This is a genomic window from Comamonas testosteroni ATCC 11996, assembly GCF_000241525.1.
In the GTDB taxonomy this organism is placed as follows: domain Bacteria; phylum Pseudomonadota; class Gammaproteobacteria; order Burkholderiales; family Burkholderiaceae_C; genus Comamonas; species Comamonas testosteroni.
The window spans coordinates 77973-94428 of sequence record NZ_AHIL01000032.1; the positions used below are offsets into that span (position 1 = coordinate 77973).

Here is a 16456-nt window from a genome sequence, read left to right on the forward strand (position 1 = left end):
TATCACCGAGCTATGGCGTGCTGCCAGCCCGATTTTCCTTCGGAAGCCCACTCTGCAATTCATGCTGAACTTTCATGAAGAGCACGGGCTTAAATGAAGCCTGCGGATGATGGACTTGCTCAGGGTTGTGTGCCGCAGAAAATTTCAATCCAGCGATAACCTAGGCGAATTTTCTGTTGTGCTTGAAGTTTGCGCAGTTCGACGTTGACTTTTTGGCGAGACGCTCCAACGGCATGCGCGAGATCACCTTGAGAGATGAGAAGCACGACATTGCCGTGAACAGGCTTTCCGTTTTCCGCTGCTATGCGTTGCAATGTCGCCCAGACTCTCGCATTGAGTGTCTCCTCCGCCCTGATAAAGATCATGTCGAACAATTCGTTCACGCGCAGACTTAGTGCACGTGCCACTGCCAAAGATGCCAGAGCATCGCTTGCCAAAACCTCGAGCAAGGGCTGACTTGGCAAGATTAGAAGTTCGACGTCTCCGGCTGCGACAAGGTCTACAGGCACAGGCGCATTTCCCAACACCGAACTAAAACCGCTGATTTCGCCTGGTTCCATCCAGCGCGTAAATTGCTCGGCCCCTCCTGCGGTGTAGCCCACAGAGCGCAGACGTCCTGACAACACAACCAGCACGTGATGTGCAGAGTCACCTCTTTTCTGAACGAGTTGGCCGTCGTGAAACGTTCTCTTGATGCCAATGGCACGAAGCCGCTGCATAGAGGGCTCAGGGAAGTTCGCAAGCCAATCCACGCGGTAACGGTCACCCGATAGACGCCTAGGGAAGTCGAGCTTGGTGTTCATCCGAACATTGTCACCTGAGGCGCAATTCAATTGACTGGTCGATTTTTTAATCCGTTTGCATACCGATTGTCGTAACGCTCTCTCCAACGGAACGGATTCCCATGATTCGAAAAAAATTGATCGCTCTCGCTATAGCTTCTGTATCGGCGCTATCCACTTCGGCTATGGCTCAGTCCACCGTCTTGCGCATACAGGACTATCCAGGCTTGGGCAACTTTCTGGTTCGTGTCGCCAATGCGAATGGACTCTGCGCAAAGCATGCCATCACGTGCGAATTGCGCAGCATTCCGCAGGCCCCGTTAGCGATGCAGACACTGCTGGCGGGAGATCTCGACGTCGCATTTACGCCTCCGGAGGTTCTTGTCCAGGCCGTGAACAAGGGAGCTGCAGTCAAAGTGATTGGCAGCGGAGCTCGCGGGCCCACATTCTTCCTCATGGCGGGAGCTGGCTTGGATACGCCCAATGCGGCCAAAGGATATCCGGCGATCATGCAGGATTTCAAAGGCAAGAAAATCGGTGTTACAGCAAGAGGCAGCGCAGCCGAGTTCCAGTTGGTGAGCCTGCTCAAGGGTGCAGGCATGTCTGCTCAGGACGTCACGATTGTTGCGGTCGGCTCGCCCAACACCGCCTTTCCTGCGATCTCGCAGAAGCAGATTGATGGGCTGATGCTTTTCACACCGATGGATGGCTTTTGCGAAGTGTCGAAGGTATGCCGGATGGTGGTTGATCCTCGCAAGGGGCAAGGTCCCAGTGATGTCCTGGAGACCAACGGAGCCTCGATGCTGCAAGTCGTGCGCGATGAATTTCTTCAGAAGAATTCTAAGGCGATAGAGGGGTATCGAAGGGCCATGATTGAAGCGAGTGAGTTTGCGCAGAACCCCGCAAACTTTGCGGCGCTGCTAAAGATTGCGCAAGACACCTTCAAGATCAATGTTCCGAATGGAGACCAGATTCTTGAGGTCTCGCTGCATAACTCTTTGCCCTCTTTGCAATTTCCTGTAGACCCCAAGGCCCTCCAGGATACAGCGAGGTATATGCAACGTACAGGCCAGATCAGCAAGGTGGTGGACACCTCTACGCTGCTGGTGCAGTGAGCGGAGGCGGATATGCCCATTCCCAACGCTCTTGCCTCCAGAGGGCCTGCGGTTGCCGTAGATGGCCTGCATTTGAGCTTCGGCGGCAACAAGCCGGTTCTGGCGGACATCTCTCTGAATATTGCCGAAGGCGAATTTGTCTCTCTCGTTGGCCCAAGTGGCTGCGGCAAGACAACCTTGCTAAATCTGTGTGCGGGCCTGCTCGAACACACGGGTTCCGGATTCATCAAAGTGATGGGTAGCCCTCCACGATGCGGTAATCCCCAAATCGGCTACATGCTCGCGCGCGATAGCCTCTTGCCGTGGTGCTCCGCCTTGGATAACGCCGCCTTTGGCGCGAAGATCAGAGGGCAAACCAAGGATCAAAGCATTGAACGTGCACGAAAAATGCTCGCCGAGGTAGGGCTTGCAGAGCATGCCAATGCGTTGCCGAAAGCGCTTTCACACGGCATGCGTCAGCGTACTGCGCTCGCACGGACATTTGCATTGGATGCACCGCTGCTCTTGATGGATGAACCATTTGGAGCACTTGATGCGCAAACCAAGTTGCAGCTTCAAGATTTGCTTCTGCGTCTCTGTCATCAGCACCGACAAACGGCTTTGTTCGTAACTCACGATTTGGCAGAGGCTGTCGCCGTTTCCGATCGCGTGATCGTGATGTCGTCCCAGCCAGGACGCATCATTGCAGACGTGCCGATTGACCTACCGCGACCTCGTTCAATTCGTGAATTGCAAAAGTCGCCACGTTTCCACGAACTCTTTGCGACTCTGTGGTCGCAGCTTGAATCGGGATGGGTACACCATGAAGGCTAATCGACTGCAATGGGTGCTCTGGCACATCGTTTTCATAGCCTTAATGCTGGGATTTGCCGAGATCGCCGCTTCGCGCAAATGGGTTGATCCGACATTTTTTGGACAACCACGTGGAGTACTTGCCTACCTTTGGGAAAACGTAAGAACAGCAAAGTTTTGGAGCGACCTAGGCTGGACTCTGACAGCTGTAGCAGCGTCTTTTGTGCTGGGCAGCCTAGCTGCATTCGCCGTTGGACTCATTTTTGTTCGTTGGCCTGCGATAGAGAAGTTCGCCGACCCCTACTTCAACGCGCTCAATGTGATGCCACGCATTGCTCTGGCACCGCTGTTCATTCTGTGGTTCGGCCTTGGAATAGGTAGCAAGATTGCCGTTGGCTGCTCGCTTACCTTCTTCATCGTTCTCTCTGCGACTGTGGCCGGCATCCGCGGGGTAAGCCAAGACCACTTGACGCTATGCAAGACGTTGGGGGCGAAAGCCGGCACAACGTTCTTCGAGGTCACTTTGCCTGGTGCGGTCCCCGTGATCTTTTCAGGCCTCAGGCTTGGGTTGATCTATGCCCTGCTCGGAGTTGTCGGTACCGAAATCATCGCAAGCGAAAAGGGCCTGGGCCAAACCTTGGCCTATCTCGGCTCCACCTTCGATATCAATGGCGTTATGGCTCTCCTGCTGGTACTCGCATTGCTAGGGGTTGGCATCGTGCGCTTCATGACCTGGCTTGAAAAACGCCTGCTGCACTGGCAATAAGCAGTTCCCTTACTACCCCTGCTATCCCTGAAAGGCATTGAACATGGCTAATACCACACCCATGGAGTTGATCGATATTGCTAGCCGCTACAAGCACATACAGCCGGTCCCCAGAATGCCGAACTTCGCGGCTTGGATCGAAGGCGTTGACCTCAGGAAGCCTCTGACTGATGAAGTTAAGGCTGAACTTCGCCAGGCGTTGTTCGACTTTGAGGTCATCTTCTTTAAGCCGCAAACAATCACACCAGAGCAACACATCGCATTGGGACAGGTATTTGGACCGATCTCAAACGGCTCCTATTTCGACCGCAACGCGAATGTTCCCGAGATGGAAATGATCGTGTCCGACCGCGACCGACCGCCTGCCATCGACAACTGGCATACAGACATCAGCTGGAAACTCAACCCCCCATTGGGAACAGCGATACAGATCACAGTGACTCCTCCAGCAGGAGGAAACACTTGCTGGAGCAGCACCAGCAAAGCCTATGAATGGCTATCGCCCGGCATGCAACAGTACTTGGAGCGGTTGAGTGCCGTGCACACCTGGGAGCAATCAGGCTTTCGTGAATACCTTGGAAAAAAGGGAGATGAAGCGCTCATCGCTGCAATCCAGGCGGGCAAGCCTGTCACACATCCTGTGGTTCGAGTGAATCCTGACTCTGGCCGTAAATGCATATTCGTGAATGCCGACTTCACCCGAAACATCATTGGAGTCGACCGCCATGAAGCTCGTGGAGTCCTTCACTTTCTGCTTGGCTGGCTACAGAGACCAGAGTTCATGGTGCATCACCAGTGGGAAGCTGGCGGCATTGCGATATGGGATAACCGGAGCACGCAGCACTACGCTGTCGCGGATTATTGGCCCCATCACCGGGTAAACCAACGAGTCACCTTCGATACACCGTCTTCATTGATGGGCTCCCAGGCTCAAGCGGCCTGAACTAGTCAGCACAGGCATCCGAAAAAGTCTTCCGTGCGCTCGATGCCCTCAGCAATGGCGTCTTGCTAGCTGATGCCCTGCAGGCGTTCCACGGGTACTCCAGTGATTTCCAGCTTAATGCGCGCCGCCTTCTTCGGCATGAGCAGACAAGGCGTGTATTTGACTCCGGAGGCTTTGTCGCAGCCGTCTTGACGGATTGGGGCGCAATCCTTCGGGCTGGTGGCAATCCCTGCCTCCAGGCCATCCAGTGAGCAGTGTGCCCCTTCCCTGTCCATGTCTGGCTCAAGTCTTGGAAATTGGAGCTTCTGGCCGCAGTCAGCGCAATGGATGCGGATCTCGAGGTTGAAGCTAGTGATCGCGCCGCCTAGCTTATCCTCCAGGCGCGCAACACCAACTGATGTCGCGAAGTTCATGTGAGCACATGTCATGCGAATCAAGAATAGTGAGACGGGTGTTGCTAATAATGGGGAACCGCCATGTAGGCGGTGGCTCAATGTGGCGTGGTGAGGATTTTTAGTATGAAGATACAAAAAGAAGACTTGGTAAAATGGGAAACAGATGAGCCGGGTTTAATTGTTGATCCACTCTTTATAAAGAAGAGAATTGCTGATGTAGAAAAGGCGTTGTTGATTCGCTTGCCAGATGAGTATTTGGATTTTATTCATCTGGTCGGCGATCAAGCATGTAGCCCACTGGATGAATTAGATAATTTTATAGCAATATATAATAAAATAACTAGGGTGGCTGTTATGGCTACCTTGTCTTCTACAGATAGAGTTGTGACTGCAACCAAATTATTGCAGGAGTCAGTTTATGATCATCGCTCATTGCTACCTAATGGATTAATTGCAATTGGTTCAGAATATGATGATGATGGTGATGCATATATTGTTTATGATGTGAGGCATGAATCTCCTACCTACAGGAATTTATTTCATTGGCGATACTATGTAGACAACTTAATTGTGGGTGATGGATTGGGATTGTTGGCTCTATCATTAAGAGATTTTTTACATAAACCGGCATTGGGAAGTGAGCTCTGATTTATTGGGCTTTTTTGCATAAATAGGCCCCTGATTCGGATAGCCTCGGGCGATGAGTCATTGTTCGTCATCCAAGCCCCTCTAAAGCAGCATCAACTGTGCGTAATAGAACGCTGCATTCACGGAACGCGGCTCTTTGATCATCCGTCAATGCCTGAAATGATCGAATACTTATCGCAGTCTTTCAGGTATTCGCTGAGTGCACCAGCGCCAGAGCCAAGAACATCAACTTGCAAAGGCTGTGTTTTTTGCAGCTGACATTACCAATATTGGTGTCTGTACAGGTTTTTGATTCGATTCGGCTATTCGTCGCTTCTATCGAATTATTTTCCAACTTCTCTGCATGTTGTGCGCGGCCTTTGCCCGGGCCGGGATGCCATGCCGCTTTTTCTGCTTTGTCTTGCATATTGGTGGCTTCCAGAATGAGAAAAGCCCGCAGCGGCGGGCTGGTGCAGAGTGGTTGCTCAGTTTGTGGTGATTGGACAGAATGCCTGCTATCAACGATAGAAGGGGCCATGTCGGCAGCTACTGCCGCTCCTGAATACTGCTTTCTTTGGATCGACTGGTGGCCGATCTGCATGTCTAAGATGTATGGTCCCAGGAAGTCATGGTGCATTCTTTAGCCTGGAACAGGAGAAAGCACTATGGCAATCCGCCTGCATGGCAGCGCCCGCACGACGCCGCGTATCCGCGCAGAACTCCAGCTAGCCACCGGATCCCATCGGTCTTTGGCCAAGCTCTATGGCCTCAACCCCAAGACCGTGGCCAAGTGGCGTGCGCGCACATCTGTTCTCGATGAGCCCATGGGTCCTCGGGACAGAGCAAGCCAGCATCTTTCTCAAGAGCAAGAACACCTGGCAATTGCATTACGCAAGCAAGGGCATCTGTCGCTGGACGATCTCATGGGGCAGCTCCTGGAGACGGCACCCAAGCTCAGCCGCAGCGCCTTGCATCGATGCCTGCAGCGTCACGGAATCAGTCGACAGCCAGCAATGCAGGTGCCGCGAAGGCACGGAAAGTTTGAAGAAACGACGCTGGGCTTCGTGCACATCGACAGTGCCGAAATGAAGATCTCCAGCGGCAGACAGCACATGTTTGTTGCCATAGACCGCGTCACAAAGTTCACGCATGTTGCGTTCTTTGACAGGGCCACGAAAGCCAACGCAGCGCAGTTCCTTCGGCAGGTGCTCGTGGTCTTCCCGTACCGCATACATACGACGGACAACGGCATGGCCTTCACAGGGCAAGAACGCTTCAGAGGCGGCGTCACCGACACATGCATCGGTCACATCTTCGAGCGCATCTGCAAGTTCAATGGAATCGAGAAACGACATACCAAGCCGTACCACCCTTGGACTAACGGCATGGTCGAGCGCATGAACCGGACCATCAAGGAATCCACGATCAAAGCGTATGAGTACGAGGGCCTGGAGCAGCTACGGGAGCATGTCCAGGCATTTGTTCAAAGCTACAACTTCGGCAAGCACTTGAAAGCGCTCAGGTGGAAGACACCATTCCGTGCGATGTGCGAGGCGTGGGAAAAAGATCCAAGTCGCTTTAGACTGCATCCGCACCATCTCACTGTGGGACTGAACATCTAAGACGGAGTGAATTTCCTTGGCGTCTGCCGTGGGAACCGTGCTCCAGCACCTGTAGATCGCTTTGACGCCGTTGCCCGAAGGGGGAAACAGGCTTCATATTCTTTCCAGCGGATAGCTTTCGGTGACCGCTGAAATCCAGTGTTAGCAACAGGGTACTCTCATGAGCAAAGCAAACTCCGCACAGTCCGTTCGTATACGAATACTGGTGGTGAATACTCCGCCTGATGTTCGGTTTGCAGTGCAATGCGGTAGATCGGACTTGCTCGATCCAATGGATGGTCGGCACGAGCCTCTTCGGTTCGAGTTTTCGCTTCGTCTGGGTTTGCCCCTCTCGACGGGCGCAGTCAACTTCTTGGGGGAGTTCGCGCAGGGCCCGTCTTCTGACCGCTTCGTCTATCTCAATTCCGGCACCCTTGCGGGCCAGCCTGGCTCGCCCTGGACACGTCGTGCCAAGCTGAAGCTTGCGTCTATTCCCCCGACAGTCCTTGACACTGCTCTCTCCTCTGGAGGTGTCATTCAGGCCTGCGTTCAGGGGACGATGGGAGATGGCGGTCCGGTCTGTGCATCGTTGAAACCGCAGGCCGTCGTCTGGGGCGTTGTGCACGATGTTGCTTAACCTTCGGAATCAATCTGTACGTGCATGTTCTCTCCCTGAGTGAGAGAAGCCCGCTCAGCGGTGGGCCTCGGTTGAAATGGTGAGGTGCTCTGCGGTGGTTAGACCAGTCACTGGGGAGTCTGCGATGGCTTTCTGTTAATCCCTCTGAGGCTTCTTTTAAAGGTATTTCGTGGCCACTTTGCCCGATCCGCTGCGCGCTCCTGGGTTGTGAGCTGCTGGCTGACATCGACCGACTCATGGGCTACCTGCAACGCATGCCAGAGAATACGCAGCGCAGGGGCGGGTGGAGGAAGAATCGCGATGCGCAAGTGGTCAGTGATGTTGAGCTTGGTGTTTGGGCTGGTCGCTGTAGGCTGGGCTCTATGGCGGACTGGCGGCGGCGACGCGCGCGGCGAGTTCGATGCGCAGGCAGCTCACTCAACCATACAGATTCGTGCCTTGGAGGTGTTAAACGACAAAGTCAGCCCATCTCAGGCTTTGCCATATGCCCAAGGGTGGCTGTGGGTGCTGCAGCAGTACGGCGGCGATCGGGTATCGCGGCGCGAGCTGGACGGCAGCTGGGTTACTGTAGTCGGCGCGGGTGTGCGTGAGAGTGATGGAGGCCAAGCATCTCGATGCGAATGTTCAATCGCCCGACGGCATCGCCTTTGCACCTGACGACACTCTGTATGTGGCTGACACAGGCAATCACGTTATCCGTGCAGTGGACTTGGCGGCCGGACGCACTCGCCGCGTAGCTGGTGATGGTAGAGAAGGCAAAACCCAGTCGCTGGCCAAGCCGGAGTCGTTGCTACGTACGCCAGATGGTGCCTTATGGTTCATTGCTGGCTTGCACCGCTCAAGCAAGGTCTATCGTCTGGAACCCGGAACCGGGCAGCTTGATGTGGCTTACGACCCAAGGAGGCAAGCTCTCAATGGGGTGGCAATGAAGGGGGCGGCTACATGGCAGACCTGGCCGCAGATGAACAAGGGCGTATCTACGTTGCTGACAACGCGAATATGCGCCTGCTTCGTCTGGATGCGTGGAATGGCCCGCCTGCCAATCCACGCACGCCTGCGGCAGCTGTGCTGGCCGGCAATGGCACATTGGGCGTTCTGCAAACTGACCGCCCATCCACAAACAGCTCGCTCGGATATATCACCAGCTTGGCGTTGGGCCCGGAAAGCCAAGTCTATGTGTACGAGGCCGCTGTTGAGAGGCACTTGGCCAGGCTTGACGCCGGTACGGGCCGCTTTGTGACCGTGTTACCACCCGAGACCTGGGTTAGGCAGCCTGAGCAAGCGCCTATGCGCTTGCATCTGCGGCAGGCGCGTCTGCGCGTGGGTAACGAAGGAGTGCTGTATCTTGCAGATCGCCTGAACCACCGAGTGCCATTGTTGACACCGTGAATGAGCGCAGGAACACGATCCTGAAGGATCCAGGGACCGCGTGTAATACAGCGTAGCCAGTCACAGCTAGCGTCATAGCCGGCGTATGTGGCCCAGCACCCGCAGATCGCGTTGCTAGCTTTCGGTCATACGGTAAATGATCATGCTCTTGAACATCGGGACTCCATAAGTGAAGAACCCGCTGAGTGCGGGTTCGGTGGTTTTCTTGCTGCACTGCAATATTTCGGGATGCAGGCAGGCACAAAATTGACTTCGGATAACAAATTTGGTTATCGGAAATGCTGTTTGTGTGTCATGTCATGAAAACAAAAGCCATTGCGTTCCTACTGGCGTCCATCTGTTTTGCCACCCTGTCTGACAAAGCGAGTGCGAAAGACACCAGCTCAATTGCCAAAGATGTGCAGAAGGCTGCTGCCGATACGTTGCAGGTCTATAAGAAGGACGGCATATCAGGCTTGACCGGGGCCGTCTCCGACTGCTGGAGAGAGCCTCGTGACTTCTGTCTCTATCTGGACTTCGCGTCACATCGCCTTGCGGTCAACGCAACGTACACAGGAATTACGCTGGACGAATATTTCTACACTTCTTCCGTTTCTCAGCGAGGGCGCACTTGGCTCGCTCCAAACGGTCGTGGACAACTGGCGAATGACCAGTATTTGTATGCAGTCGATCAAGTGATGAACCGCACATTGGTCGCGCATCGGGACAAGATGTTCAAAGGCAGTCCCTGATCCCTTGCTGCCTGTCAAAGCCTTTCCTTGAGGCAATGTAAGGGCTTGTCATCCAAGCACCCATGCTTACATGTCCGTGCAGGCGAGCCCATCGCGCAGTGTCTTTACGGGAAGATGGCTCATCAGCCTGTGCTGGAGTGCCTGCCAGCCAGGCCAGTACCGTGCAGATGCCAACGATCAGGGTCAGGCGTTCGACAATCGTTTTCATGCTTTCCTTCGAGGCGCCTAACTAGATAGAAGGCGCGAGCAGTTTTCAGAATTGAGGTGAGCGCACTCACATGGGTCATGCATCGGGCGTGAGGGCCGTCGACTAGGCAGAAGAGGCCGAAGCCGGTGAGGGCCCATTGCGCAGCGATCAGCAGTTTTGTCGCCAGGGTGTGTTGGGTGATGAATGCATGGAATCTGTGGGTAAAGAAAAAGCCCGCGAGCACTTGCTGCGGGCTTGAACAAGGAGCCGGTGCCCTTTCGGGCATGCCTGGGAATGGTCAGAAAGGGAGGGGGAGGGGATCCCGGGCCCGGCGTAACAGGTAGATGGCGTCGAATTCTGCATGGTGGAGCTTGGGCCATCAAGTCGCGTTTCGCCTACACCAAAGGGGGAGCTCCATCTGGTGCGACCACTGTCACCACGGTGCGGAAGCCGCGCCGTGCTCCTAATCGACGGCAGCCCAGGCAAGATCCTGATTGAGTAGTCCCCGTTTAGCCTTGCGGGGGAGGGCGCATGCATACAGCATGCTGGTTAGCTGCTTATATTTTTCATTTCCAAGTTGGGAACCTATCCTCGATCGGCGGAAAAAAAAGCGCCTCATGCGAGGCGCTTTTGCTGAGCCAGCAATAGGATCAGTGCTGCTGCTTGAAATCCAAGCCCTTCTTTACCGCATCTCGCATGCGCTGGTCCCGATCGTCGCCAGAAACAGGCTTGCTGAGGCGGTCTTCAATTTTTGCCTCGGACTCAGGGAATGAAGGAAGCTCCGAGCGAGTTGCAGTACCTTTGGGCAGGTATGCAGGCTGTGCCTGGAAGTACACAAACAAGGTCACTACCGTTGCCAGAAGGATCCAAACCTTCTTCAGTCTCCAGCTCAAGCCAAGACCTATTGCCGCGATCACGAAAGGCAGAAGGTTAAAGAGCAGGGTCATTTGCCAATGCTCACCATGGGAACCGCATCACCCAATGTTGTAGTGGGTAATTGACCATTCCATTTTTCGATCCAGGCACGATCATTTTCCAGCTTGCGCAATTGAAGAACGCGACTGTCTACGGATTGGGCCAGCACCGATTGAGACATGGCTTCCGTTTCCGCCTTTTCCTTGTCAATCGCTCGCTGCAGGCGGGCTTCTTGCAGTTCACGTTCTAACTGCGCCTTGGAAATCGCCAACTGAGCCTCTTCTTTTTGGATCGCTTCGCGGCGCTCTGCGGCTGACTCCTGAGCATCGGTGATGATTTTTGGGTACTTCAGATTGGTAATGCCCACAAAGCGAACAGAGAATGGGGTCAACGACTCAATGGCCTTGCCAAGTTGTACCCGCAAATCTGAGTTGATCTTTTCATTACTCGAAGCAATTTCACTGATGGAGAGCTTGCTCAGGTATTCGCGTACCTCGGCTTGAATGATTTGGCTGGCATATGTGCGATACACCTGCTCGTTTGCAATGGTGGAAATATCTCCCGCCACCTCTGTTGGCGCTACAGCATTGAACAGCTCAGCCGTTTTCTTTGGATTAATGCTTAAAGTTGCACGGATGGTGACTTCCAGATTCAGCTTATCTTCAGGTATGAAGATGTTCATGCTCTCCTGATAGGCCTTGTCTGATACATCCAGCAAAACCAAGCGATCACAGTATGCCCAGCACTGACCCAAGCGAAATTTGGAGGTGGGGATCAAGCTTTCCTGATAGCCATCTTTGGTCATGATCTTGCCAACATGTGCAGGCGGAACCTCCACTTTTTGACCGCATGCTCCTAATACAAAGGCAGCAGCTACCGCTGCCAAACTGGTCTTTTGCTTCTTCAGTAATTTCAAATCGAGCCGCCTCCTTCGCAGCTATAAAGGTGAGATTGAAACAAACTGCAGCGCTGTATGCAAGGTTCTATTTTGAAACCCCGGATGTGTCCAAATGGCCCGCTTGGCCCTGCGGGGAAAGGCATGCGCATGCCGCATGCTGGCTAAAAGCTCGAATTTCAAAATCTCCGGGCACAAAAAAAGGCCACCTCAAGGGTGGCTGGTAAAAGAAAAACCGCTCAGGTCGGGCATGGGTTAATCGATGAAGCCGAGGTCGCGCAGCGCTTCCGTCTCCTGGGTGTACTCGGCATCCTCGATCAGCAGCACACCGTCAGGCCCATACACATTGCGCTGGGGCGCGCCTATGGCTTGCTCTATGCGTTCGACTTTGTAGCCGTGCCGCTCCCATATCTCGGTGGTGTTGATGCGTGTCATGGACTCACTTTACTCAAACTGAAGCCCTGCAAGCAAGGCTTTGGTTTTAACAACTGCTGCCACTCAGACTGGCGCAGAGGCGACTTTCGGATGCCTGTGAATGCTTGACACTGATCGCTGCACTTGATGAAAGCCACATCGTATGTACATACAGCCGCTTTTTGCCATTTCTGAAATCAGTGAGTTGCAGCAGGTCATGCATGACTACCCGCTCGCGACATTGATTGCGGAAGGTGCTGGCGAGGTGGAGATCAATCTGCTGCCACTGCTGTTGATGAAGGCGGGTTCGTTGGGACGGCTCAAAGGGCATGTGAGCAAGAGTCATCACTTGTTTTCAAAGGGTCACAGCATCAAGACAGTGACTGCGATCTTCCAAAGCCCGAATGCCTATATCTCGCCCAGGTGGTATATCAACGGGCAGCGAAGCGGGCGAAATGCCCCGAGCTGGAACTACATGGCTGTTCAAGCGCAGGGCCGCATTCGATTTATCGATGATGCGTTGTGGATGCGTGAGCACCTGGATGCCTTAACTCATTCCCAAGAGGCGTTGAGGGAAGAAGCTTGGTCACCAACTCAAGCGGATCCCGAGTTCTTGGGGGCTGTGGCGGCGCGGCTCATCGGCTTTGAGGTGGACATAGAAAACCTATCTGGCAAGAGATTTTTGTCACAACAGCGCACAGCCGCTGATCGGGACAGTCTGATTCAGCACTTGGCTCAGGATCGAGGACCTGGCGCAGCTGCGGTCTCCAGACTTATCAAGCCTTAGCAAGTGCCATGAGCAGGCAAACCGCAACGCCCTGAATCAAGGCGCTCTGATTTGTGCCCTGACGTTGCTCTGGGGCTGGCGCTGTTTGCGTAGATGCGTGCATGTGGCATGCGTCATCTGGTGTAAGAGGGCGGGGGACTTCTCAAGCCATCGGCCAGTGCTGACTTTCGTACGGGTTCCATGCTTGTCTGTGCGTGGCAGTTGCTGGACCGGGGCATCCGGCTTATTCATCTCGCATGTGTTCTTCTGCGCAGTGCGCGTCTGCCTGGTTAGGATGCTTTCGCGGGCATCGAATCAGCCGTGCTCTGCTCTCACGCGTTGCACTTCTTTCCGTGAGCCTTCGCCGCTGGGTCCAACTGTGCCAGCTGAAGGCCTTGGGTCTGATCGCTGACCTGCACTGCCAAGGGGCCTACGTGCTGGTGAAGTCGGTCAAGTTCCAAGGCTTCAATTGCACGAAGCCTGTCATTCGCTATGACGAAGATTTCTTCTACGTGGAGAAAGACGTGGAGGTCATCGAGGACATGAAGGGCGTGCTGACCACTGAATTCACGCTCAAGCGCCATCTGATGAAGGCGCTGCTGGGCCTGGAAGTGAGGGTCGTCAAGTGATCCAGGCGTCGAGCCCCGCATTCTTTGGCAAGGTCGTCCCCCTGGCTGGCCAGCGCAAGCCGCCCACCACATCAGGCATCGCAAGGCTGGAGTGGGCAACCTATGACCGAGAGATGGGCGGACGCTACCTGATCAAGCGCTGGATGGAAAACCGTTGCTGCAATCCGGTGCAGTTGGGCCGCAGCACCGTCTGCATGGTCGACAGCTACGGCAACCTGGTGGTTGTAGAGAACAGGGGGGCGCATGGCGCTGAAGCGCATCTACATCGGCTTGCCTGAGTTCAACTACCCGGCATTTCATGCCGCAGCTGCGGTGTTGCGTGCTCAAGGCCATCACGTTGAGAACCTTGCTGAGAACCCACAGCAGGCTGTGGCACATGGCAGGGCCTTATGCGTAGTCTCTTCGCCAGATAACGGTTTGCGACTACCTCTAAATACTGTCTGGCTGGCGCAGCTCGCGCGGCGCTCGTATCGAGCATGAGCTGGCGCGGTATCTCGACCTGGTGGTGCAGGACTTTAAGGATAAGGAGTGCACTGACGCTGAACCGCTTGAACGCCGCATGTGTGCAATCAAAAAGATGGGAGAGCTGGATGCGCCAAACGCAACCATCCAGCGGTTGCTGGGGCGTTAAATGGCACGATCGTGGAAAAAGGCTTGGCTAATAGGAGAGGGCCGCTGGCTAGCTAAAACGCTGCAAGCCCCTGCTTGTCATCGCCCCACGATGAAGAGACGGTACAGCGATTCACTGCACCATGAGATGAATGATAAACGCAATTGAGAATCGTTTGCAAGTAATTGAGAGTAACGCAAGACTTAAGAAGGAGAGGGGCTGATGCGCAGAGACGTGAATTTGAATGTGCCCCAAGAGCTACAGCGGGTTGAGGAGTCGCTGGAGAAGTACGGCCCGCTGGGCTCAGGACCGCTGGAAGAAGCAGCGATGCGCCAACGCCGAAGGGAGGTATCAGCCGTTATCGCAGAGAGGTCGTGATGAAGAGCAATTTATTCCGGACGGGAGCGCGAGACAGGTCCAACTGGCGCTGTAAGCATGTGCTCATGCAGTTTCGTCGCGTGTTGTTTGATATCCATGTACTACAAAGAACCACCCTTTGGCAGCAGGAATGCTCCTTCGGCTTAAGTGCCGCTTGGGAGTACAGCCGTATCTAGGACGTCAGGCAGCTCTGACTGACTAAGTGGTATTGCTTCGCGAAACTGAGGAGTTAGCCTTGGTTGCCAGTTGCCAGTTGCCAGTTGCCAGTTGCCAGTTGCCAGTTGCCAGTCGGAGGCGTGACCAAACAAAAAGCCCGCTAGGCTTGCCTGCGGGCTTTGTTCTAAGTTGACCGGGTTAGTTCTTGCTAAATTTCATTTCATCTTGTCCGCGAGTCCCGGTAATAGTGCCGTCGGGCTGCAGCTGCAATTTGACATTCGTGTCTTTGCAGCCAGTGAGAACTTCAGAATGACGAGCTGTAAAACGCATTTCTTTGTGTGACACGCTTTTGACTTCAATAGGGGCTGCTGTCCCTACACAAGGGTCCAACTTGCGCTGAACCAGCGTTTGCCACGTTCCACCAGTTTCGGTGATGACCACGTCTGCTTGTAGTGGTCGACCTTCCTTGTTCTCCCATGTCACGATCCATCTGCCCAAGAATGGATTCTCACTTTGCGCAAGCGCTGGTGAGATGCAGTTCAACACGCTTAACCAGGCAAGAATGGTTGGTGCAGGTCGGATACTTGTTTTCATCTGACGCTCCATGGGTTGGTAGAACGTCAATATCGAATATGAAGCTGAGATGTGCAGTACCTTGTTTTAGTCAAAGGTGATCTGAAGCGCTCGAATTTTTGCCATCTGGCTGTCATATTTCAAAGGCAAGATGCACATCGCTGGGTTCTGGTTGTAGCACCGAAAGATGGCTTAACCCCTGGCGCCAATTCTTAAGCCCTGGCCTAAACAGCCAGGGCTTTTCGTTTGCCTCCTGCCAGTCGAACGCTGGTTCTGCCTCGACAGCTTTTTTATTCCCAGTTCGCGGCCACCGAGCATGTTCGACGATCATGCAGATTGCTGAAGGGGCATATCACTCGGTGGCGGCACCTATGTCTGTGACAAAACAGAAAGGGCCTACTAGGTAGGCCCTTCACTCACTGAAACTTTCCGATAGAAGAGGGTGTAAATGAACTTCAGTCGTGATCTCTCTCTGGATGGAGCTTCTGGTGAGTGAGTCAATTCTGATCTTCTCGCGTAAAAGGTTGGTAGGTGTTATCCCTTGGATTTCTGTAGAAATTCCGTTTCAGCAATGGCGGAAAACATATCGACTCTAAGACCTTCAAGCTTTAGCTGCCCGTGCTGGAAGGAAGGTGAGTGCCCTCGCTGCAGACCAGGGTCTGATATATCGGGAAAACAGTAAGAGAGATTCAATTGTGAACATCGCAGGCTTCGTACTCTTAGCGGCTGTCGCGGGTTCCTCCGTGGCATGAACCATGAATCGTCATGCCTTGATTGCGGAGGCTGTTCGGGTGTTGCCGTCTGAGATGCCCACGACTAGGCAGAGGAGGGCGGGTATGGATTCAGTCAATCCAAGCCACAAATGGATGTGGGCGCGTTCAAGCCTCGTGAGGCCGTGAAGTGCAGACAGACAAAAGGGGTTAGACCTTTTGATCTAACCCCTTGTCATTTGGTCGGAGCGGCGGGATTCGAACTCGCGACCCTCTGCTCCCAAAGCAGATGCGCTACCAGGCTGCGCTACGCTCCGAAGGCTGCTAATGTAGCTTGAAATTGGGCTCGGAATTCTGAAATTCACGTTCGGTTCGACACAAATAGCTCCCTGCTACATGCTGCTGAGGCCCTGCATTGGCGCTGTTGCATAAATCTGATTGAAGC

19 protein-coding genes, 1 tRNA gene and 1 pseudogene are annotated in these 16456 nt (G+C 54.0%); 13 read left to right on the forward strand and 8 right to left on the reverse strand.

Annotated elements, in window-relative coordinates; translation table 11 throughout:
- Nucleotides 1-119: 119 nt before the first annotated feature.
- Nucleotides 120-803, reverse strand: coding sequence for a Crp/Fnr family transcriptional regulator (locus CTATCC11996_RS13670; protein WP_003077090.1), 684 nt, complete (start codon nt 801-803; stop codon nt 120-122).
- Nucleotides 804-967: 164 nt separating this feature from the next.
- On the opposite strand from CTATCC11996_RS13670, the gene CTATCC11996_RS13675 reads away from it, so the two are divergent.
- Genes CTATCC11996_RS13675 through CTATCC11996_RS13690 form a run of 4 tightly spaced genes read left to right on the forward strand, consistent with a single transcriptional unit; the run spans nt 968 to nt 4398 of the window.
- A complete protein-coding gene (locus tag CTATCC11996_RS13675; protein WP_238532412.1) occupies nt 968-1897 on the forward strand; it encodes an ABC transporter substrate-binding protein in 930 nt (309 codons plus the stop codon).
- A 12-nt stretch (nt 1898-1909) separates the two neighbouring features.
- Nucleotides 1910-2710, forward strand: a complete 801-nt coding sequence (locus CTATCC11996_RS13680; RefSeq protein WP_003077094.1) for an ABC transporter ATP-binding protein — start codon at nt 1910-1912, stop codon at nt 2708-2710.
- Nucleotides 2700-3455, forward strand: a complete 756-nt coding sequence (locus CTATCC11996_RS13685) for an ABC transporter permease (RefSeq protein ID WP_003077096.1) — start codon at nt 2700-2702, stop codon at nt 3453-3455. Before CTATCC11996_RS13680 ends, CTATCC11996_RS13685 begins: the two co-directional genes overlap by 11 nt.
- Before the next feature lie 43 nt (nt 3456-3498).
- Entirely contained in the window at nt 3499-4398 is a 900-nt protein-coding gene (locus CTATCC11996_RS13690; RefSeq protein WP_003077098.1) for a TauD/TfdA dioxygenase family protein, read from the forward strand.
- 65 nt (nt 4399-4463) lie between these two features.
- On the opposite strand, the gene CTATCC11996_RS25945 is transcribed toward CTATCC11996_RS13690, so the two are convergent.
- Nucleotides 4464-4811: a hypothetical protein gene (locus CTATCC11996_RS25945; RefSeq protein ID WP_003077100.1), complete on the reverse strand. Its 348-nt coding sequence runs from the start codon at nt 4809-4811 to the stop codon at nt 4464-4466.
- Nucleotides 4812-4916: 105 nt separating this feature from the next.
- Between CTATCC11996_RS25945 and CTATCC11996_RS25070 the strand changes: the two genes are divergently transcribed.
- On the forward strand, nt 4917-5441 hold the full coding sequence (locus tag CTATCC11996_RS25070; protein WP_080569872.1) for an SMI1/KNR4 family protein: 525 nt from the start codon (nt 4917-4919) through the stop codon (nt 5439-5441).
- A 184-nt stretch (nt 5442-5625) separates the two neighbouring features.
- Here the strand turns inward: CTATCC11996_RS25070 and CTATCC11996_RS13700 are convergent, their stop codons facing one another.
- On the reverse strand, nt 5626-6021 hold the full coding sequence (locus CTATCC11996_RS13700) for a hypothetical protein (RefSeq protein ID WP_172590534.1): 396 nt from the start codon (nt 6019-6021) through the stop codon (nt 5626-5628).
- Nucleotides 6022-6085: 64 nt separating this feature from the next.
- On the opposite strand from CTATCC11996_RS13700, the gene CTATCC11996_RS13705 reads away from it, so the two are divergent.
- From CTATCC11996_RS13705 to CTATCC11996_RS13720, 5 genes and pseudogenes are all read left to right on the forward strand, one after another.
- Nucleotides 6086-7042 carry an integrase core domain-containing protein gene (locus CTATCC11996_RS13705; RefSeq protein WP_003077102.1) on the forward strand — a complete coding sequence of 319 codons (957 nt, stop codon included), beginning with the start codon at nt 6086-6088 and terminating at the stop codon, nt 7040-7042.
- Nucleotides 7043-7202: 160 nt separating this feature from the next.
- Nucleotides 7203-7658 carry a DUF5990 family protein gene (locus tag CTATCC11996_RS26295; RefSeq protein WP_034349171.1) on the forward strand — a complete coding sequence of 152 codons (456 nt, stop codon included), beginning with the start codon at nt 7203-7205 and terminating at the stop codon, nt 7656-7658.
- Nucleotides 7659-8253: 595 nt separating this feature from the next.
- Nucleotides 8254-8346: pseudogene (locus CTATCC11996_RS26540) on the forward strand (hypothetical protein); the annotation flags it as partial.
- Between the two features lie 254 nt (nt 8347-8600).
- Nucleotides 8601-9047: an NHL repeat-containing protein gene (locus tag CTATCC11996_RS26300; RefSeq protein WP_003077107.1), complete on the forward strand. Its 447-nt coding sequence runs from the start codon at nt 8601-8603 to the stop codon at nt 9045-9047.
- Between the two features lie 299 nt (nt 9048-9346).
- On the forward strand, nt 9347-9778 hold the full coding sequence (locus tag CTATCC11996_RS13720; RefSeq protein WP_236597864.1) for a hypothetical protein: 432 nt from the start codon (nt 9347-9349) through the stop codon (nt 9776-9778).
- Nucleotides 9779-10615: 837 nt separating this feature from the next.
- Here the strand turns inward: CTATCC11996_RS13720 and CTATCC11996_RS13725 are convergent.
- The 3 genes from CTATCC11996_RS13725 to CTATCC11996_RS13735 form a co-directional block, all read right to left on the reverse strand.
- Complete coding sequence (locus tag CTATCC11996_RS13725) at nt 10616-10912, reverse strand: hypothetical protein (RefSeq protein WP_003077110.1); 297 nt, start codon at nt 10910-10912, stop codon at nt 10616-10618.
- Nucleotides 10909-11796 (reverse strand): SPFH domain-containing protein, encoded by an 888-nt coding sequence (locus CTATCC11996_RS13730; protein ID WP_236597863.1) that lies wholly within the window; start codon nt 11794-11796, stop codon nt 10909-10911. The genes CTATCC11996_RS13725 and CTATCC11996_RS13730 overlap by 4 nt, the downstream gene beginning before the upstream one ends.
- Nucleotides 11797-12030: 234 nt before the next feature.
- Nucleotides 12031-12210 carry a hypothetical protein gene (locus CTATCC11996_RS13735; protein ID WP_003077114.1) on the reverse strand — a complete coding sequence of 60 codons (180 nt, stop codon included), beginning with the start codon at nt 12208-12210 and terminating at the stop codon, nt 12031-12033.
- 142 nt (nt 12211-12352) lie between these two features.
- Here CTATCC11996_RS13735 and CTATCC11996_RS13740 point away from each other — a divergent pair, with 142 nt between their 5' ends.
- From CTATCC11996_RS13740 to CTATCC11996_RS13750, 3 genes are all read left to right on the forward strand, one after another.
- Complete coding sequence (locus CTATCC11996_RS13740; RefSeq protein WP_003077117.1) at nt 12353-12976, forward strand: FMN-binding negative transcriptional regulator; 624 nt, start codon at nt 12353-12355, stop codon at nt 12974-12976.
- Nucleotides 12977-13308: 332 nt separating this feature from the next.
- Nucleotides 13309-13584, forward strand: coding sequence for a DUF1064 domain-containing protein (locus tag CTATCC11996_RS13745; RefSeq protein ID WP_003077118.1), 276 nt, complete (start codon nt 13309-13311; stop codon nt 13582-13584).
- Entirely contained in the window at nt 13581-13862 is a 282-nt protein-coding gene (locus tag CTATCC11996_RS13750) for a hypothetical protein (protein ID WP_003077119.1), read from the forward strand. Before CTATCC11996_RS13745 ends, CTATCC11996_RS13750 begins: the two co-directional genes overlap by 4 nt.
- A 1064-nt stretch (nt 13863-14926) precedes the next feature.
- Here the strand turns inward: CTATCC11996_RS13750 and CTATCC11996_RS25550 are convergent.
- Both CTATCC11996_RS25550 and CTATCC11996_RS13755 read right to left on the reverse strand, forming a co-directional pair.
- Nucleotides 14927-15322, reverse strand: a complete 396-nt coding sequence (locus tag CTATCC11996_RS25550) for a hypothetical protein (RefSeq protein WP_138983859.1) — start codon at nt 15320-15322, stop codon at nt 14927-14929.
- Between the two features lie 929 nt (nt 15323-16251).
- Nucleotides 16252-16328: transfer RNA gene (locus tag CTATCC11996_RS13755), tRNA-Pro, on the reverse strand.
- Between the last annotated feature and the right edge of the window lie 128 nt (nt 16329-16456).